Here is an 18,216-nt window from a genome sequence, read left to right as displayed (position 1 = left end):
ACCTGGCTCGGTTCGGCGTCTTGGGGCAGGTAGGTCCGAAACGTAGTGTTCACCTGGTTCGGCATCCCAACGGCGTGCAGGACCCTAAAATTGCTGGAACCGACAGTTCATGGGGATCACGTTGCGCTTTCGTATGCCGAAGCGGCCGCACGGCCGACCGATCGTGGCCATCATCGGCACGCGTGGCTACCCCAGCTACTACGGCGGGTTCGAGACTGCGGTCCGCAAGATCGCGCCGGACCTCGCTGATCGCGAGTGGAGCGTGCGTGTCTACGGGCGCAGCGCGACCGTTCGGGGCGACGACCCCGACCTGGACCCGCGCGTCGAATCGGTCATCACCCGCGGGCTCGACTCCAGGTCGCTCAGCACGTTGACGTTCGGCCTGAGCTCCGTGCTGCACTCCTTGGTCCACAAGCCCGATGTCGCGCTCGTGATGAACGTCGCCAACGGCTTCTGGCTTCCCTTGCTCAGGCTCCGCGGTATTCCGACCGTGGTCAACGTCGACGGCATCGAATGGCATCGAGACAAGTGGAGCCGGCTCGGCAAGGCCGTGTTCAAGTGGGGTGCCAAGTTCACAGCCAAGTTCGCCGACGAGCTCGTCTTCGATGCCGTTGCCATCGGGGACTTCTGGCAGCGCGAGTTCGACCGCACAGGGGTCTTCATCCCCTACGGCGGCGAATCCGTGACCGACGCCCTGTCTGACCCGCATCTGACCGCCGAGCAATATGTACTGCTCGTGGCGCGCTTCGTGCCGGAGAACAGCATCGACGTCTTCCTGGACGCAGCACAGGCCATCACCGAGAAGTGCGATGTCGATGTCGTCCTCGTTGGCGCGGCACCGCCCGGTGACCCCTTGCAGGACAAGGCAGAGACCATCGCCGCGACAAACCCACGCGTCCACCTCACGGGCCACATCAGTGATGATCGGCGATTGTTCGGTCTCTGGAGCAACGCTGGCGTCTACTTCCACGGCCACACCGTTGGCGGGACCAACCCCGCACTCGTCCAGGCTATGAGCCTCGGGAGCCGCGTCGTCGCTCGCGACACCGTCTACAACCGCGAGGTCCTCGCCGATACCGGCCACTTCTGCGGCGACACAGCGGAGTCGGTGGTCGACGCTGTCGTGGCCGCGTTCAACGATCCTCGAGATCTCAAGCAGGAGACTCGGCGGCGAGCCGCGGAGTTCTACTCCTGGCGGCTGGTCTGCGACCGCTACGCAGACACCCTCGCTCAGCGGCTTCGACCCCAGCGACGACTAGCCTGATCCCTTCCGGAGAGGCGAAGAGGGCGGCGACCCCATGGTCGCCGCCCTCTGTCACGCTCGGTTGATCAGTCGCCGATCTTCGCGGCAGCGTCGGTCGTGGCGGCGGCAGCGGCCGACGCGGTCTTCTTTGCGGCGGTGGTGGTCGCCTTGGCGCTGCTCTTCGGCGCCGTCGACGTCTTCTTCGCCGTCGAGGTGGTCTTCTTGGCGGTCGACTTGGTCGCCTTCTTGGCGGTCGTCGTGGTCTTCTTCGCCGCCTTGGTGGCCTGCGTCTTGGTGGTCTTCGCCTTCGCGGTGGTCGTCTTCGCGGCAGTCGTGGCCGCCTTCGTCGACTCCTGGGTGCGGATCCGGCCGACCAGGACCTCGCCGCGCTTGGCGAGGTCGGCGTACGTCGAGGTCACGGTCGCCGGGATGGTGGCGGCCTCGGCCTGGAGCTCGGCCACGCGCTTCTCGACGGCCTCGCGGCGCGCCTTGGCGTCCTTGGACAGCGCGTCGATCTGGGTGGTGACGACGGTGAGCGCCTGGTCGCGCAGGGCCTTCGGCTCGAGCTCGATGCTCGTGATGCGGGTCTGCACGTCCTTCTGGACGTCGGCGAGCTGCTTCTGCAGGTCGGCGAAGGCGTCGCGGACGTAGCCGACGACGAGGTCGGTCGCACCAGCGGCGGCGTACAGCGGGCGCGCGGCCTCGGTGGGAATCTCGAATGCGGGGATCTCGAACTTGGCCATGGTGTTACTCCTTCGGTTGGGTCGTCCCGTTGAGGGCGAGGAACGACGCGTAGACGTCGAGCAGCGACTGCTTCTGTCGCTCGGTGAGTGCGGAGTCAGCGAGGATGGCGAGCTCGACGGAGCCGCCCATGCCCTCCTCGGGGCTGACGATCCCCGCTCGCACGTAGAGCTGCTCTGCGGAGATGCGGAGCGCCTTCGCCAGCTGCTGCAGGACCTGTGCAGACGGCCGACGGAGCCCGCGCTCGATCTGGCTCAGGTACGGGTTGGAGACGCCAGCCTGCTCAGCGAGCTGACGCAACGACAGCTGCGCGCTGACGCGCTGCTCCCGGAGGTAGCCACCGAGGGTCTCGACGGCGTCGCCGACCTTTCCCATTGCCATGCCTCCACTGTGCTAGCAACTGCTAGCAGTTTGCAAGCACAGGGAGTGTGAGACCGTCCACAGTGCTGGGAGTCACACAGTTGCAACGGCTTGCACACAGGACTGCACAAGTCACCAACAGCTCGTCCACAAAGGGAGCGGCGCACGCTCGTGCGGTCCTACGATCGAGGTGTGGAAGAGCTGACGTGCGTGACGCGCGACTACGCGTGGGGGTCGACGACCCTGATCCCTCGCTTCCTCGGTACGCCGTCGGACGGGCGTCCGCAGGCGGAGCTGTGGGTCGGCGCGCACCCCTCCGACCCGGCCAGGCTGTCCGACGGGACGCGGCTCGACGACCACATCCGGACGCACGCCGAGAGCACCCTTGGGGGTCATGCGCTCGACACCTTCGGCCCGCGGCTCCCGTACCTGGTGAAAGCGCTCGCAGCCGCCGAGCCGCTGTCGCTCCAGGTCCACCCGACGTCGCAGCGGGCGCAGATCGGCTTCGAGCTCGAGAACCAGGCGGGCATCCCGGTCGGAGCGCCCGAGCGGAGCTACCAGGACTGCTTCCACAAGCCGGAGATGATCGTCGCGATCACCCGCTTCGAGGGCATGGCCGGCTTCCGTGACGTCGACAAGACCATCCAGATCCTGCGGCTGCTCGAGCACCCCTGGGCTGATCGGGTCGCCAAGGAGCTGGACACCGCCCCGGCGTACCAGGCCCTGCACAACGTGGTCAGCGAGATCCTGGACCAGAGCGGTGACGCGTTGCAGCGGCTCGTGGGCGAGGTCGCCGGAGCCGCCGCGACGGCCGAGCAGCGCGGGCACCAGACCTTCCGGACGTCCGGCCGGCAGTACCTGGACCGGGCCAGCGTCGAACGGGAGAGCACCCGACTCTTCGCCCAGACGGCCTCCCTGGCGCGCAAGTACCCTGCCGACCCCGGAGTCCTCGTCACGCTCCTCCTCAACCACGTCGTGCTGTCGCCAGGCGAGGCGATGTTCCTCGACGCGGGCGTGGTCCACGCCTACAGCTCCGGCTTCGGCGTGGAGATCATGGCGTCGTCCGACAACGTGGTGCGTGCCGGCCTGACGCCGAAGCACGTCGACGTCCCCGAGCTGCTCCACATCGCGAACTTCACCCCGATGCCTGCCCCGCTGTGGGAGCCCACCGCGCTCAGCCCGCACACGCTCGCGTACCGGCCGCCGGTCGCCGAGTTCGCGCTCACGATCGCTCGCGAGCCGGGTGACCTGCTCCCGTCATCGGGTCCGCGGACGCTGCTGTGCCTGGACGGCGAGCTGGCCGTCACGAGCGCCCGGGCCAGCCACGACCTGCGACGAGGGCAGACGCTCTTCGTCCCGGACGAGGACGGCGCGATCACCCTCGAGGGCGAGGGCACGCTCGCAGTCGCCAGCGTCCCCGTCGGCTGACGCGGCGCGTCAGGCAGGCGGCCAGTTCCGCGGTCGGTCCACCCAGGGTTTGCCCTCGTGCTCGAGCGCCGCTGCGTCGGCGTCGACCATGATCTGCACCAGCTGATCCGTGTGGACCTGCGCCTTCCACCCCAGCTCCGCCTCAGCGCGGGTCGCGTCACCGATGAGGGCGGATGGCTCGGTCGGACGTAGGTAGCGTTCGTCGATGCGCACGTGCTTCTCCCAGTCGAGGCCGGCGTGCTCGAAGGCCGCGACGACGAAGTCACGCACGCTGTAGCTCTGTCCGGTCGCCAGCACGTAGTCGCGCGGCTGGTCAGCCTGCAGCATCCGCCACATGCCCTCGACATACTCGGGCGCGTAGCCCCAGTCGCGCACGGCGTCGAGGTTGCCCATGTAGAGGTAGTCGGCCAGCCCCGCCTGGATGCGCGCAACGGCGCGACTGACCTTCCGGGTCACGAAGGTCTCCCCGCGCCGCGGCGACTCGTGGTTGAAGAGGATGCCGCTGACTGCGAACATCCCGTACCCCTGCCGGTAGATGCCCGTCTGCCAGTGGGCGTAGGCCTTTGCGGCGCCGTACGGCGAGGTCGGACGGAAGGCGGTGTCCTCGCTCTGGGGAGCGGGCGCCGTGCCGTACATCGCGGAGCTGGACGCCTGGTAGTAGCGGCAGTCGAGCTCAGCCGTACGGATCGCCTCCATCAGGCGCACGGCGCCGAGACCGACGGTGTCGCCGGTGTACTCCGGCTCGTCGAAGCTCACGCCGACATGTGACTGCCCGGCCAGGTTGTAGATCTCGTCCGGCTGGATCCGTCGCAGCAGCCGCACGATGCGAGACTCGTCGGTGAGATCGGCGTAGTGGAAGAAGAGCCGGGTCTCCGGGTCGTGCGGGTCCTGGTAGAGATGCTCGACCCGCGCGCTGTTGAAGGTCGATGCCCGCCGTCGTAGGCCGTGGACCTCATAGCCCTTCGCCAGCAGGAGCTCAGCGAGATAGGACCCGTCCTGCCCGGTGATACCGGTGATCAGCGCGCGTCTCGTCACCGCCAAATCCTTGCACAGTCACGCCTCCGGTGGTCGATGTGTCTCCCGTGGTCGATGCGTGTTCGGTGGTCGAGCTTGTCGAGACCCCCGCAGCTCACGCGCGGCGCTCGGGTGCGGGGATCTCGGCGACACTCGCTGGCGCTCGCTGTTCGATCAGCGGAGTCACAGGACGGCGCGGATCTCGCCGACTCGCTGTCCGCCGCCGAGCAGCGGCGAGTCACCGGTCCGACGTACGGCGTCGCCGTCGACCGCCTGGTCCCGATCGACGCCGTCCTTCTCCAGCGCTGCCGCCATCACGACCGGTCGGGCGCGCGCGGCACCGTCGTCGATCTTGAGCGCGAACGCCCGTCCGTCCTGGAGCGCGACGGCGTAGCAGGCCTCGGCCCCGGCCTTCCCGATGGCGCCGGGGACCGCGGCGAGCAGTGCGCGCTCGTCGCGCCGCGTCCCGGACACCCACTCGGGGTGTGACCGGATCGCGTCGGCGACCTGCCGCTCCGGGCCGTCCGGGGCGACGGCGAGGCGCCGGAACGCGGTCGCCAGCCCGACGAGCGACGTGGAGAGCAGCGGCGCGCCGCAGCCATCGGTGGCGACCACGGCCACCGGCTCACCGGTGACGTCCTCGATGGTTTCGGAGATTGCCACCTGCAGCGGGTGGGCCGGATCGAGATACGTCGTGGTGTCCCACCCGTTGACGACGCAGGTCGCGAGCATCCCCGCGTGCTTGCCCGAGCAGTTCATCTGCAGCGGCGTCCGCTCTCCCCCGGCCGCCACGACCGCATGCCACTCGGCGTCCTCCAGCGGGTAGTCCGGCGGCGTCTGGAGCGCGGTCTCGTCGAGGCCGGCCGAAGCGAGGATGCGGCGTACGCCCTCGAGGTGGAAGGACTCGCCGGAGTGGGAGGCGCACACCAGCGCCAGCAGCTCGGGCGGCAGGTCGAGCCCGGCGCGGACCATCCCCAACGCCTGCAGCGGCTTGTTGCTCGACCGCGGCAGGATCGGAGTGTCCACGGAGCCGACCGACCACGCCACCGATCCGTCGCGGCCCAACGCCACGACCGAGCCATAGTGGTGCCCCTCGACGAAGCCGGATCGGACGAGCTCGGCGACGACCGCGGGGTGAGGCATGGGTGCACACTAACTTCAGTGGGAATGGCAGGATTGCGCCCGTGCCGACGCCCGCCCCGCAGTACTGCCCGACGCCCCGCGAGCTCGACGACCTCGAGCTGCTCGCGGCCGGGGCGCTCGCACCGGTCGTGGCGTTCGACGAGCCGGGCAGCCCGGTCACGCTCACGCTGCCTCCGGACGTCGTGGCGGCAGCGGAGGCCGCCGGCTCCGTCGAGCTGGTGGATCCCGAGGGACTCCCGCTGGCCCGCGTCAGCGTCCCTGGGGGTGTCGTCACGCCGCTGACAGACGCACAGTACGGGCCGTTCCGTCGGCTCTACCTGACGCCCGCGAGGTCGCGCGAGCAGTACGCCGGTCGGACCGTCGTCCCTGTCGTCGACGCGTTGACCGAGGACGAGATCGCCGTGCTGGCGGGCGCCGGACCGCTGCTGCTCCTCGCCCTGGTCGGCCACGGGACGCCCGGGCTGTCGGCCACCGGGCTGATCCGCGCGACCCTGGCCGCGGCCGACCTGCTGCCCGATGCGGCGGTCGTCGCCGTGCCGCTGGCGTCGCACGGCAACGGCGATGTGGACCACGCGCTCGGACTCCAGGTGGTGGCCAACTACGCCGGCCCCGACCCGGTCATCGGCGTCCCCGACTCCACGTCGCCCTGCCCGCCGAGCATCCAGGCGATCGTCGACCAGGAGCTCCCCGAACCCGCCGACCAGGGGCTCGTCCTCTTCTTCACCGGCCTGTCCGGCAGCGGCAAGTCGACGCTCGCCCGGGCGCTGATGGACCGCGTCCTCGAGCAGGGTGCGCGATCCGTGACCAGCCTCGACGGCGACGTCGTACGTCGCCACCTGTCGGCGGGGCTCACCTTCTCCAAGCAGGACCGCGAGACCAACATCCGCCGGATCGGCTGGGTGGCCGCCGAGATCTCCCGGCACGGCGGCCTGGCCGTGTGCAGCCCGATCGCGCCCTTCGACGAGACCCGGCAGCAGGTGCGCGAGATGGTCGAGGACGCGGGCGGCGCCTTCTTCCTGGTGCACGTCGCCACTCCCCTCGAGGAGTGCGAGCGCCGCGACCGCAAGGGGCTCTACGCCAAGGCCCGGCGTGGCGAGATCCCCGAGTTCACCGGCATCTCCTCCCCCTACGAGGAGCCGGAGGACGCCGACGTCCGCGTCGACACCAGCGGCCGCACCATCGAGGCCGCCCTGGACGACGTGCTAGAAGCGCTCGCGGACGGGGGCTACCTGGACCTGAGTGACTCACCGGTGGTCGAGCAGCGAGCGCCAGCGAGCGTCGTCCAGACCCCTGTACCCGACGACCGCCCGCTCAAGGTCCTGTTCGTCTGCACCGCCAACATCTGCCGCTCGCCGTACATGGAGCTCCACGCCCGCCAGCTGGCCGGGCCGGACGCGAACATCACCTTCAGCAGCGCCGGCACCCACGGCTTCCGCGACAGCGCGATGGACTCCGAGATGGCAGCGCTGCTCGATGCCACCGACCGCGAGAGCTTCCGCAGCCGGCCGGTCACGGCGGCGCTCCTGCGAGACGTCGACCTCGTGCTCACGGCCGAGCACACCCACCGGCAGTTCATCCTGGACGACCACCCGGCGGCCTTCCGCAAGGTCTTCACGCTGGGCCAGTTCGCCGAGGTCACTCGCGACACCGACCTGCGGGGCCGCGACCTGGTCACGTATGCAGGCGAGCACCGCGGGCCGGCCGACACCGCTCTCGACGTACCTGACCCCTATCGTCGTGGCCCCGAGGCCGCCCGCGCCTGCGCCGACCAGCTCCAGGAGCTCCTGCGCGTCGTCGTACCCGCGCTGGCCGACACGAGCAGACTGCCGACGTGAACGACGTCATCTGGACCACCTTCTTCTCGATCCTCGCCGCCGGCTTCGCCGTCGGCGTGGTCGTCGGGCTGACCGGCATGGGCGGCGGAGCGCTGATGACGCCGGCCCTGATCTTCCTGGGGGTGGGCGGCGCCGCGACCGTGGTGACCGCCGACCTCACCGCGGCGGCGATCTACAAGTCCGGGGGTGCTCTGGTGCACGCCCGCGAGGGGTCGCCCAACTACGGCCTCGCCAAGTGGCTGATCGTCGGCTCGGTGCCGATGGCGCTGCTGGGGCCATGGCTCATCCATCAGGTCGCGGGGCAGGAGCCGGAGTCGCTCGACGACCTGCTGAAGACCTGCATCGGGTTCGCGCTGCTCTTCGCCGCCTCGACGTACGCCCTGCGTCTCTACATCAACCTGCGCCGGGTGCGCGGCGGACGGCCCGACGCCGACCCCAACCCGCCGATCCGCCCCATCCCGACCCTGCTGGTCGGCGCCATGGGAGGCCTGCTCGTGGGCATCACCAGCGTCGGGTCCGGGTCGGTCATCATGATCGCCCTGCTCATGCTCTACCCGGGGCTCTCCGCCGTGAAGCTGGTCGGCACGGATCTCGTCCAGGCCGTCCCGCTCGTGCTCGCCGCCGCGATCTCCAACATCGCGATCAACGGCCTCGACTGGTCGATCCTGATCCCGCTCGTGCTTGGCTCGACACCCGGCACCATGATCGGCAGCCGCATCGCTCCTCGCGTGCCGCAGTCGATCATCCGGCGCGGCATCGTCATCGTGCTGACGATGTCCGGCGTGGCGCTGCTCGACAAGGCCGGCTGGGCGCCGCTGGGCCAGGACGAGACGCACCCGGTCCTGATCGGCGTCATCGGGCTGGTGATGATCGTCCTCGTGCCGCTCGTCTGGGGTCTGATCCGCAAGACCCAAGGGCTGCCGATGTTCGGGGCACCCACCGTGACCGAGCTCGATGCGGTCGAGTACGGCGCGCGCGCTCCTCAGTCGCGACCGTAGAGGTCGCGCGTGTAGACCTTGTGCTCGACGTCGGCGAGCACATCGGTGCGGCGGTTGGTGACGATCACGTCGGCCACCTGCTTGAACTCGTCGAGGTCGCGGATCACGCGCGAGTGGAAGAAGGTCTCGCTGTCGAGGTTGGGTTCGTAGACCACGACCTCGACCCCACGAGCCTTGATCCGCTTCATCACTCCCTGGACCGACGACATCCGGAAGTTGTCGGAGCCCTCCTTCATGATCAGCCGGTAGACGCCGACGACCTTCGGGCGCCGCCGCAGGATGTCAGTGGCGATGAAGTCCTTGCGGGTCGTGTTGGCGTCGACGATCGCACCGATCAGGTTCTGCGGGACGTAGCGGTAGTTGGCGTGAAGCTGCTTGGTGTCCTTCGGCAGGCAGTAGCCGCCGTACCCGAAGCTCGGGTTGTTGTAGTGACTTCCGATGCGCGGGTCGAGCCCGACCCCCTCGATGATCTGGGCCGAGTCCAGGCCGGACATCGCAGCGTAGGTGTCGAGCTCGTTGAAGTACGCGACCCGGAGCGCGAGGTAGGTGTTGGCGAAGAGCTTGATCGCCTCTGCCTCGGTCGAGTCGGTCAGGAGCACCGGAATGTCCGTCGCCTCCGCCCCCTCCACCAAGAGGTCGGCGAACAGCTTCCCGACCGCTCCGCGGTCACCGACCACGATCCGCGACGGGTGGAGGTTGTCGTAGAGCGCCCGCCCCTCGCGCAGGAACTCAGGACTGAAGATGATCACCGCTTCCGGGTGCTCTGCGCGCAGTCCAGCGGTGTACCCAACCGGCACCGTCGACTTGATCACGATGGTCGCGGTCGGAGCGATGGCCAGCACGTCGCGGACGACCGACTCGACCGATGACGTGTCGAACTTGTTCGTCTGCGGGTCATAGTCGGTCGGTGTGGCGACCACGACGAGCTCCACCTCGCCGTACGCCTCCACCTTGTCGAGGGTCGCCCTCAGCCTGAGCTCACGGCCGCCGAGGTACTCCTCGAGCTCCGGGTCCTCGATCGGGGACTGACGCCGGTTGACCTGGTCAACCCGACCTGCGTCGAGGTCGATCGCCCACACATCGTGGTGCTGGGCGAGCACCACCGCGTTGGACAGTCCCACGTAGCCGAGGCCAGCGATCGCGATCTTCACCTGCCAAGCGTAAGACGAGTTCGGGGGCTGAGCCGACGGATGGACACCTTTCACCTGTTCTTCGCCTACGCCTAAAGTGGGGTACCTCACTCGACTTCCTCGGCACTTCGTGCGCGGTGGTCGCCGATCGCTACGATGTGGGCTGCTCGTCCCGAGGAGAGGTTTTCCGACCGTCATGACCCCAACGCACACCGACTACCGGCTGAGTCAGCTCGACCAGCTGGAGGCGGAGTCGATCCACATCTTCCGTGAGGTCGCCGCCGAGTTCGAGAAGCCCGTTTTGATGTTCTCGGGCGGCAAGGACTCCATCGTGATGATGCGCCTTGCGGAGAAGGCCTTCTACCCGGCCAAGATCCCGTTCCCGGTGCTCCAGGTGGACACCGGCTACGACTTCCCCGAGGTGCTCTCGACTCGGGACAACTGGGTCAACCGGCTCGGCGTGCGCCTGATCGTGGCGAGCGTCGAGGAGGCGATCAAGAACGGCGTCGTGGTCGACGACGGCAAGACGAGCCGCAACCGGATGCAGACCGGCACGCTGCTCCACGCGATCGAGGAGAACGGCTTCACCGCCGCCTTCGGTGGCGGTCGCCGCGACGAGGAGAAGGCGCGCGCGAAGGAGCGGGTCTACTCGCACCGCGACGAGTTCGGCCAGTGGGACCCGAAGATGCAGCGCCCGGAGCTGTGGAGCCTCTACAACGGGCGCCTCCACGAGGGCGAGCACATGCGGATCTTCCCGATCTCCAACTGGACCGAGCTCGACATCTGGGACTACATCGGTCGCGAGGGCATCGAGATCCCGACCATCTACTTCTCCCACCAGCGTCGCGTGTTCGAACGCGACGGCATGCTGCTGAGCGAGAGCGAGCACAACCCGCTGCGCTCCGGCGAGACCGTCGAGGAGCGCACGATCCGGTTCCGTACCGTCGGCGACCTGACCCTCACCGGCTGCGTGGAGTCCACCGCCAGCACCATTGACGAGATCATCGACGAGGTCGCCGTGGCCCGCGTGACCGAGCGCGGCGCCACCCGTGGCGACGACCGGTTCTCCGAGGCCGCCATGGAAGACCGGAAGAAGGAAGGCTACTTCTGATGGCCACCGTCAAGAGCGAGCAGATGGACCTGCTCCGTTTTGCCACCGCCGGCTCCGTCGACGACGGCAAGTCGACCCTCATCGGTCGCCTCCTGCTCGACTCCAAGTCGATCTTCGAGGACCAGCTCGAGGCGGTCGAGGCCACCTCGGTGTCCAAGGGCTACGACTACACCGACCTCGCGCTGCTGACCGACGGGCTGCGCTCCGAGCGGGAGCAGGGCATCACCATCGATGTCGCCTACCGCTACTTCGCGACCCCGGCCCGCAAGTTCATCATCGCCGACACCCCGGGCCACGTGCAGTACACCCGCAACATGGTCACCGGCGCCTCGACGGCTGACCTGGGCCTCGTGCTGGTGGACGCCCGCCAGGGCCTCACCGAGCAGTCGCGGCGCCACGCCGTGATCCTCTCGCTGCTCCGCGTCCCGCACCTCGTGCTCGCGGTCAACAAGATGGACCTGGTCGACTTCGACCAGACCGTCTACGAGAAGATCCACGCCGAGTTCACGGCGTTCGCGACCAAGCTCAACATCCCCGACCTCGAGGTCATCCCGATCTCGGCGCTCGCGGGCGACAACGTCGTCAACCGCTCCGAGAACATGCCGTGGTACTCCGGTCCCACGCTGATGCACCACCTCGAGCACGTGCACGTCGCCTCCGACCGGGACCTGGTCGATGTCCGCTTCCCCGTGCAGTACGTCGTACGCCCTAAGTCGGACGAGCACCACGACTACCGAGGCTACGGCGGCATGGTCGCGGGCGGCGTCCTGAAGCCCGGCGACGAGGTCGTCGTCCTACCCTCGGGCATGACGTCCAAGATCGCCGGCATCGACCTCTTCGACCGCGAGATCAGCGAGGCCTTCCCGCCGATGTCGGTCACCGTGCGTCTCGAGGACGACGTCGACGTCTCGCGCGGCGACATGATCGCCCGGCCGAGCAACGCCCCGAAGCCGTCGCAGGACATCGACGCGATGATCTGCTGGATGACCAACGAGCCGCTGCGTCCGCGACAGAAGCTCGCCATCAAGCACACGACCCGCTCCGCGCGGGCGCTGGTGAAGGACATCCAGTACCGCCTCGACGTCAACACGCTGCACCGTGACCAGGAGACCAAGGAGCTCGGGGTCAACGAGATCGGCCGCGTCCAGCTGCGCACCACGGTCCCGCTGCTGTGCGACCCGTACTCGAAGAACCGCACCACGGGTTCCTTCATCCTGATCGACGAAGCGACCGGTGTCACCGTCGGCGCCGGGATGATCAACAGCAGCAGTTGATTTGGATAGCGCCTGATGGCGTGGCAGGGGTTCGAGGCCCTTGGGCATCGCTCTATATTTCAGGTCCGGGATCGGACGCGCTGAACGTAGGTCTCCAGCGTCCGTGCCGTCTTGTCCCAGTTGAAGAGTTCCCTAGCTCGCGCGACGTTCTCACGAGAAATGCTCTTGCGCCTGCCCAGGTCGCCGGTCAGAGCCTCGATGGCAGTGCCGAACTCCTGCGGGTTGCCCGGCGTCACTAGCGCGCCGTTCACACCGTCGAGAACGATGTCCGGTATGCAGGAAGTTCGTGCTGCCACGATGGGGAGTCCGCTGGCCATCGCCTGAGCGAACATCACTCCGAACGTCTCGTTTTCCGAGTGCGAGACGAACAGGTCGCTCTCAGCGTAGTAGGACGGGAGGTCGTCTTCGGCCACATAACCGGCGAAGTGGATGCGGGTCGGCTGCGACGACAGCGCCAGCGCGCGCAGGCGCGCCTCCTCCTCGCCACGCCCCACGACTACCAGGTGGATGTCGTCGTCCTCTCGGGCCACCTCGTCGAAGGCCGCGATGACCATGTCCACCCGCTTGACGGATTGGAGCCGCTGGACCGCCAACAGCACGGGCGAGTCCGTCGAGATTCCAAAACGTCTCCGCATCACCCCGCAATCGGCGTCCGGACTGTAGGTGTCCAGGTCGGCACCGTAATAGAGCAGCTCGAGACGACCCTCGGCCCACGATCCTCTTGAGCAGTACGACGAGATCTCGGTGGTCTCCGCGGCGCCTCTGATCGAGAGTCTGCTCATGACCTTGCGCAACCCACGATGCTCAGCGAGGACGTCGGTCCGGCCAACGAGACTGAGGACGACCGGAAGACCCAGCAGGTAGCGGGACAGAATGGTGAGGAGACCGAATGGGTGAATGAAGTGCAGGTTCACCACGTCGGCGCGCTCCTCCCGCTTCAGGCGGCGAAGTTCCCGAAGCTCCCGAAGTGGGATCTGAGCGAGCAGCCTGCCGAGCCGCCCAAAGCGACCGGTCAGCAGAGGGTTCGAGTATCTGACGATCGTGTAGTCGGAGGAGCGCGAGGCCTCGGCGGAGTACGAATCGGAGTGATCCTCGCCGATGGGGGTGAGAACGACCACGTCGTGCGTGACGGCGAGCCTGGTGGCAATCTCGTGAATGCCGACCTCGGCACCACCGACGACCGGGAAGAAGGTGTGGGTCAGGATGACGATCCTCATCGCGAGCTACTCCTCAGGGGAACGGTGCGTAGCACCAGAATTATGACCAGACCACCAACCAGGCTCTGGCTGATCGCGAGGGCCCAAATAGGGCCAGAGGCGACGTTGAGGAGCGTCTGCGCCATGCTGAGGATCAGCATTGAGATCGCTCCTACCAATGAGGCGATGAGTAAGAGCCGGGCACGCCCTAGGACAAGCATCGCCCGGGCGGCCCAAATATTGCCCAACGCGAGTGGGAGGGTGGTGATCAGAATGAGACTCCACGCAGCACCCAGACTCACTGCCGAGTCGTTCAAGCGTGAGACTCCGAGCCAGAGCGACGCCGCTCCCGCAAACCAGAGCAGCCCAAGGAAGGCTGAGGCCAGTAGTTGGAAGCGCAGCTCCGACCGCACGAGCCTGGCCCCGCGCGTCACGTCACCTCCGTCATCGCCCACGAGGCCCGACAGTGTCGAGATCCGAGGCAGAACAATCAGGCTGTTGCCGGCCTGTGTAGCGGTGCTAAAGAGCCGAAAGGCGATCTCGCCCGCCGCCACCGAACCAATGGGGCCGGCCGCGAGCAGGACGCGCGCCACGAACGGCGACGCCATGGACAGCGACATCGAGGCAGCCTGGGCGATAAGGTCAGAGAGCTTGATGTGGAGTCGCTCCGACTCATGCTCGGCGCCTAGTCCCACTCTCCTCCAGACGGTGCCCAGATAGGTCGTCCGTGCCGCCTCACCAACCACGGCGGCGATGCTCAGCACTAAGACAGAATCTGTGATCACGAGGGCTCCCAGAACAACCACGCCGCGGAAGAATGTCGAAAAAATCGGTCTTGCCACGACACCGGTTGCTATGAGGCAACCTGAGTAGATCGACCCGACGGCGGCCAGCGGAGGCACGAGCGCGACGGGGGCACATGCGAGGGCGTAGGAGGCAACTGTGCCCTCTGCGCTCATCACTGCCCTCAGGAAGAGGGCCACCACGACGAACGCCACAGCTGAGATGAGGGCGATCGGCCCGGCGCACCGGACCGCGAGCTGGGCTTGGCCAGTCGGCCGTCGTCCGCGCGAGCGGACCCGCGCGCACGAGGCAATGCTGGCGGCCTCCAGGGTGGAGGCGAGGATGCCTTGGACGATCAGGGTGAGAGCGGTCCAGTACAAATAGCCGTCGGCGTCGTGAGGGGACAGCTTCCAGACGACTACGAATGGGACGAGCAGGCCGGGAAGACTCCCGAGGAAGAGCGCCGAGGCGCGACCTAGCGTCCTCACCTCGCCTCAATCACTGGCCCGCGCCCAGACGGCATTGACGTATTTCGCGACCTGGGAGTCCCTGTCGAACTCGCTCGCGGCCCAGGCCCGCGCCCGGCGGGACATCGTCTCCCAGTCCTGAGAGCTCATGCCGAGGAGATCGGTCGCAATGCTCCCGGGATCGTCCACCGGATACACGAAACCGGTCACTCGGTCCTTGATGAACTCCTGGGCCCCACCCCGGTCAGGCACGACGGCGGGGATTCCGCGCATCTGCGCCTCTGCAACCGCCCGACTGCTCGGTTCCATAGGGTTCCCCGCAAAGAGCACGTCGATTCCGTCTAGTGCGTGCGCGGGCTCGACGGCGGGTTCGACCATCGCCCGCCTCCCGCCGATCTCAACCGCGGCCGCATTGACCTCGGCCAGGTAGTTCTCACCGTCGACTCCGCTCGACGCGCCTCGGACCACGCAACTCATCCGGTTTTCACCGGCGGATATCAACTTGAACGCCGCCTCGACCCGCTTGTGGCGGGCGATCTGGCCAATCACGCCCACGACGATCCTGTCGAGGTCGACCGTTCTCTCGGCGGGAGATGCGGTATCCATTGGGCGGAAGACGACGTGGGTCCTCGTGGTCGGCAGCTGTTCAGCGATGTAAGACGACACGCACACCGCCGAATCGACAAGCCGGAGGAGTTGGGCGATCAGGGCACGACGAGAGCTCTCCTCTGGGGAGTCGTGGACGTCCACTACGACCCGCATCCCCTTCACACGCGCCAGCATCACAAGGAGAGGCAGAGTCACGATCAATCTGAACTCGAACAACACCAGCGCGGACCCGCGCGGAGCCCGGCGCCACGCGGCCAAGACCAGCGACAGCTCCCGCAGGAAGCGTGGTGGGAGGCGGACGGTCTCCGCGGGGCAGTCCGGAAGCGCGCGTCGCCATTCGTCGACCAGGGCACCGCTCGTCCCAACCAGAGAGACACGATTGGGAGTGCGGTCGTGGATCCCGCTGGCCAAGCCGAGAAGACTCCTCTCGGCTCCCCACATGCTCTCGGTGCCCGAGACGAAGACAATGTCGCCAGTAAATCCGAGGGACCGACTCACAAGACGGCCGGGCCGACCACGTCGAGATGCTCGCGCACCCACTCAAACTGTTGACGGAGACCGTCCTCAAGATCGACGGCTGGTGCCCAGTCGAGGACTCGGCGAGCCTTCGCCGGATCCGCGCCCGTCCGGTGCACGTCGCCGAGAGCTCCTAGCTGGAAGTCCACATCGAGAGTCCCACCCGCGATCCCCCGCAATGTCTCGAGGGTCTCGAGCAGGCTGACGCTCGCGCCTCCCGAGACATTTACAACCTCTCCTGCGGTGGTGCCCGCGAGCGCGGCCGCGATGTTTGCACTCACGATGTCCTCTACGTAAGTGAACTCGCGGATCTGGCTGCCGTCCCCGTAGACCGTGATCGGCTGGCCCGTGAGCGCCCAGACGCAAAAGCGCGTGAAGGCCATGTCAGGACGTTGGCCGGGACCGAAAACCGTGAAGTAGCGCAGGGAGACCGTGTCGAGACCGAGGTTCCGCGCGTAGAGACTGACCAAGTGCTCGCCGGCGAGCTTGGTGACGCCGTATGGGCTCTTGGGGGCGGGTAACGTCATCTCCGTCGTGGGGTACGACTCCGCATCGCCGTACACGGACGAGGACGAGGCGTAGACCAGCTTGGCCGCAGGCGCGTGGGACCGCACCGCCTCGAGCAGCCTCTGCGTCGCGTTCACATTGTCCGTCACGTACGAACCGAAGGACTCCCCCCATGACGGCCGGACGCCTGGTTGTCCGGCGAGATGGAAGACGAAACGCGCGTCCGATACGGCATCCCCGAGGTCGGCATCGGCCAGGTCAATCTCGAGTAGGCGACCCGCGTCAGGTGCGATCGTCCCAATCGCCAGATCTTTCAGCGCACGTGGGTAATAGTCGTTGAACCGGTCGATCATGACCAACTCCGCCAAGGGGTGCGCCTCGGCGATCCGCTTGCAGAGCGTCGAGCCGATAAAGCCTGCGGCGCCGGTGACTACAACTTTGCCATCTAGCAACGGTGCTCCTCAGTGGTGACGACCCAGTGCCCTGCGGGCTGCGGGCACTGGCGTGATGGATGGGCGGGGCGGTGCACCGGGGATCGATCCGTCCACAGGATCGACGCGACCCTTGGGGCTCGAGTCCTGCGCTTCGACAGCGTTTGGCAGGAGCATGGCCGCTACCGTGAACCAGGTGAAGAGAAGCCATGAGGTGCTCGTCACCGATTGTGAGATTGCAAAACCAATGAAGAACGGCAGCGCGTCGTATTTCCTAGGCACGGCACGAACGATCGCGACCAAGGCAAGTACGAGGAGGAACGCTCCGACGACTCCCGTGTCGTACAACGTCGTGATCCAAAAGTTGCTGAGGTAGTCGAGGCTCTTATGGTTGACGTAGGCCTCGTAGCGCTGAGGGAAGGAGTTAATTCCGAAGCCGGTCAGCCATCCCGTGCCGTTGGACAGGTCATCCAACGCTAATTGCCACGACCGGGAGCGGAACGCGCCCGTCCCCTGACTGAAGTCGTTGAAGTCTAGCAACGAGGCAGCCCGTCCTTGGGCAGCAAGCACGCTCGACCCCGCTACGGACAACAGCACGGGAATGCTCACCGCGGCCAGAACCGCCCCCCGCACGAAGCTGCCGAAGTTGCGCAACGCGATGATGGCTCCGACCAGGAGCAGGCACGCAATCGTTGTGCGCGTCAGGCTGGTCAGGCCGGCCGCGGCAATCGGGACGGTAGACAGCAGCACCCACCTTGGGACGACGTGGCGCCAGTAATACACGACAGTGATCCATGCAACCGAGGTCGAGCCGAGGATGTTCGGCTCCAGCGTGATGCCCCGCGCACGATAATTGGTGTCACCGAAGTCCAGAAACACGAAGTAATTGGCGCTGCCGGTCTGCGCAAGCAGCCAGGCTCCGATGGCAAAGAGTGCGTGGGCCAGAACGACGGCCGTGCCGAAGCACACCACCTCGCGAGCCGTCAGCCCCAGCCTCGGCAGCCACCAGAGGGCGGACATGGAGAGCGCGGACCAAATGATCAGCGAAATGCTATCTGCCGGCCTCGGAGAGAATGCCAGCGACACCGCCGTTGCGTAGGCGAGCCAAAAGCCGAGAAGCGTCAAGATGTTGCGGTTGGCAACCGGGGCCGCCGCTAGTGGAGGTCGGAGTGCGGAGCTACAGAGCAGGATCACGCACACGAAGACCTCTGGGCGAGCCGTGATGCCGACCTGCCAGAGCTGACTTGTCCCGAGTGCCGCGACGACCGCCACCACGATGCTCCAACGCCGAGCACCAGCGAATGCCACCGCGGCGGCAAGGGCCAGCAGGGCCGGCGCCATCACCGCGAGCACCTGAGGGCGCTCGCGGACCCGACCGGGCTCCTTGCCGGCTCCGACGATGAGGGGCGCTGCCGAGACAACTAGCGGTC

Annotated in this window: 16 protein-coding genes; 6 read left to right on the top strand and 10 right to left on the bottom strand. The window is 67.3% G+C overall.

All coding sequences use genetic code 11. The annotated features are described in order from the left end of the window. Positions 1 to 133 precede the first annotated feature (133 nt). On the top strand, positions 134 to 1,264 hold the full coding sequence (locus ABEA34_RS14575) for a glycosyltransferase (protein WP_345522071.1): 1,131 nt from the start codon (positions 134 to 136) through the stop codon (positions 1,262 to 1,264). 65 nt (positions 1,265 to 1,329) lie between these two features. Here ABEA34_RS14575 and ABEA34_RS14570 read toward each other — a convergent pair whose 3' ends face one another. Both ABEA34_RS14570 and ABEA34_RS14565 read right to left on the bottom strand, forming a co-directional pair. Continuing rightward, on the bottom strand, positions 1,330 to 1,986 hold the full coding sequence (locus ABEA34_RS14570; RefSeq protein ID WP_345522070.1) for a hypothetical protein: 657 nt from the start codon (positions 1,984 to 1,986) through the stop codon (positions 1,330 to 1,332). A gap of 4 nt (positions 1,987 to 1,990) precedes the next feature. Next, positions 1,991 to 2,365, bottom strand: coding sequence for a helix-turn-helix domain-containing protein (locus tag ABEA34_RS14565; protein ID WP_345522069.1), 375 nt, complete (start codon positions 2,363 to 2,365; stop codon positions 1,991 to 1,993). A 171-nt stretch (positions 2,366 to 2,536) separates the two neighbouring features. Here ABEA34_RS14565 and manA point away from each other — a divergent pair, with 171 nt between their 5' ends. Continuing rightward, a complete protein-coding gene (gene manA, locus ABEA34_RS14560; protein WP_345522068.1) occupies positions 2,537 to 3,772 on the top strand; it encodes a mannose-6-phosphate isomerase, class I in 1,236 nt (411 codons plus the stop codon). Positions 3,773 to 3,781: 9 nt separating this feature from the next. On the opposite strand, the gene gmd is transcribed toward manA, so the two are convergent. Together gmd and ABEA34_RS14550 are read right to left on the bottom strand one after the other, a co-directional pair. Further along, entirely contained in the window at positions 3,782 to 4,807 is a 1,026-nt protein-coding gene (gene gmd, locus ABEA34_RS14555) for a GDP-mannose 4,6-dehydratase (protein WP_345522067.1), read from the bottom strand. A gap of 162 nt (positions 4,808 to 4,969) precedes the next feature. Continuing rightward, a complete protein-coding gene (locus ABEA34_RS14550; protein ID WP_345522066.1) occupies positions 4,970 to 5,929 on the bottom strand; it encodes an asparaginase in 960 nt (319 codons plus the stop codon). A 41-nt stretch (positions 5,930 to 5,970) separates the two neighbouring features. Between ABEA34_RS14550 and cysC the strand changes: the two genes are divergently transcribed. Together cysC and ABEA34_RS14540 are read left to right on the top strand one after the other, a co-directional pair. Further along, entirely contained in the window at positions 5,971 to 7,764 is a 1,794-nt protein-coding gene (gene cysC, locus ABEA34_RS14545; RefSeq protein WP_345522065.1) for an adenylyl-sulfate kinase, read from the top strand. Then, on the top strand, positions 7,761 to 8,762 hold the full coding sequence (locus ABEA34_RS14540) for a sulfite exporter TauE/SafE family protein (RefSeq protein ID WP_345522064.1): 1,002 nt from the start codon (positions 7,761 to 7,763) through the stop codon (positions 8,760 to 8,762). Before cysC ends, ABEA34_RS14540 begins: the two co-directional genes overlap by 4 nt. On the opposite strand, the gene ABEA34_RS14535 is transcribed toward ABEA34_RS14540, so the two are convergent. Next, on the bottom strand, positions 8,747 to 9,913 hold the full coding sequence (locus tag ABEA34_RS14535) for a nucleotide sugar dehydrogenase (RefSeq protein ID WP_345522063.1): 1,167 nt from the start codon (positions 9,911 to 9,913) through the stop codon (positions 8,747 to 8,749). The two genes, ABEA34_RS14540 and ABEA34_RS14535, sit on opposite strands and share 16 nt — an antisense overlap. A 175-nt stretch (positions 9,914 to 10,088) precedes the next feature. On the opposite strand from ABEA34_RS14535, the gene cysD reads away from it, so the two are divergent. After that, positions 10,089 to 11,003 carry a sulfate adenylyltransferase subunit CysD gene (gene cysD, locus ABEA34_RS14530; RefSeq protein WP_345522062.1) on the top strand — a complete coding sequence of 305 codons (915 nt, stop codon included), beginning with the start codon at positions 10,089 to 10,091 and terminating at the stop codon, positions 11,001 to 11,003. After that, the gene (locus ABEA34_RS14525) at positions 11,003 to 12,277 is read left to right on the top strand and encodes a sulfate adenylyltransferase subunit 1 (protein ID WP_345522060.1); all 1,275 of its coding nucleotides are present in this window, start codon (positions 11,003 to 11,005) and stop codon (positions 12,275 to 12,277) included. Before cysD ends, ABEA34_RS14525 begins: the two co-directional genes overlap by 1 nt. Before the next feature lie 59 nt (positions 12,278 to 12,336). On the opposite strand, the gene ABEA34_RS14520 is transcribed toward ABEA34_RS14525, so the two are convergent. The 5 genes from ABEA34_RS14520 to ABEA34_RS14500 form a co-directional block, all read right to left on the bottom strand. Then, on the bottom strand, positions 12,337 to 13,494 hold the full coding sequence (locus tag ABEA34_RS14520) for a glycosyltransferase family 4 protein (RefSeq protein ID WP_345522058.1): 1,158 nt from the start codon (positions 13,492 to 13,494) through the stop codon (positions 12,337 to 12,339). Continuing rightward, the gene (locus ABEA34_RS14515; protein ID WP_345522057.1) at positions 13,491 to 14,744 is read right to left on the bottom strand and encodes a hypothetical protein; all 1,254 of its coding nucleotides are present in this window, start codon (positions 14,742 to 14,744) and stop codon (positions 13,491 to 13,493) included. The genes ABEA34_RS14520 and ABEA34_RS14515 overlap by 4 nt, the downstream gene beginning before the upstream one ends. Before the next feature lie 6 nt (positions 14,745 to 14,750). Further along, positions 14,751 to 15,743: a glycosyltransferase family 4 protein gene (locus ABEA34_RS14510; protein WP_345522056.1), complete on the bottom strand. Its 993-nt coding sequence runs from the start codon at positions 15,741 to 15,743 to the stop codon at positions 14,751 to 14,753. An 83-nt stretch (positions 15,744 to 15,826) separates the two neighbouring features. Beyond that, on the bottom strand, positions 15,827 to 16,807 hold the full coding sequence (locus ABEA34_RS14505) for an NAD-dependent epimerase/dehydratase family protein (RefSeq protein ID WP_345522055.1): 981 nt from the start codon (positions 16,805 to 16,807) through the stop codon (positions 15,827 to 15,829). A gap of 9 nt (positions 16,808 to 16,816) precedes the next feature. Next, on the bottom strand, positions 16,817 to 18,139 hold the full coding sequence (locus tag ABEA34_RS14500) for an O-antigen ligase family protein (RefSeq protein WP_345522054.1): 1,323 nt from the start codon (positions 18,137 to 18,139) through the stop codon (positions 16,817 to 16,819). Between the last annotated feature and the right edge of the window lie 77 nt (positions 18,140 to 18,216).

Origin of the sequence: Nocardioides conyzicola (assembly GCF_039543825.1) — a bacterium.
In the GTDB taxonomy this organism is placed as follows: domain Bacteria; phylum Actinomycetota; class Actinomycetes; order Propionibacteriales; family Nocardioidaceae; genus Nocardioides; species Nocardioides conyzicola.
Note: the sequence above shows the minus strand (reverse complement) of the source record. Positions and strands in the feature narration are given on the sequence as shown.

Excerpts from the sequence above, each read along its gene's own strand:
- ABEA34_RS14575 (WP_345522071.1), top strand. The coding sequence starts at position 134 with ATGCCGAAGCGGCCGCACGGCCGACCGATCGTGGCCATCATCGGCACG.
- ABEA34_RS14570 (WP_345522070.1), bottom strand. The coding sequence starts at position 1,986 with ATGGCCAAGTTCGAGATCCCCGCATTCGAGATTCCCACCGAGGCCGCG.
- ABEA34_RS14565 (WP_345522069.1), bottom strand. The coding sequence starts at position 2,365 with ATGGCAATGGGAAAGGTCGGCGACGCCGTCGAGACCCTCGGTGGCTAC.
- ABEA34_RS14550 (WP_345522066.1), bottom strand. The coding sequence starts at position 5,929 with ATGCCTCACCCCGCGGTCGTCGCCGAGCTCGTCCGATCCGGCTTCGTC.
- cysD (WP_345522062.1), top strand. The coding sequence starts at position 10,089 with ATGACCCCAACGCACACCGACTACCGGCTGAGTCAGCTCGACCAGCTG.
- ABEA34_RS14525 (WP_345522060.1), top strand. The coding sequence starts at position 11,003 with ATGGCCACCGTCAAGAGCGAGCAGATGGACCTGCTCCGTTTTGCCACC.
- ABEA34_RS14520 (WP_345522058.1), bottom strand. The coding sequence starts at position 13,494 with ATGAGGATCGTCATCCTGACCCACACCTTCTTCCCGGTCGTCGGTGGT.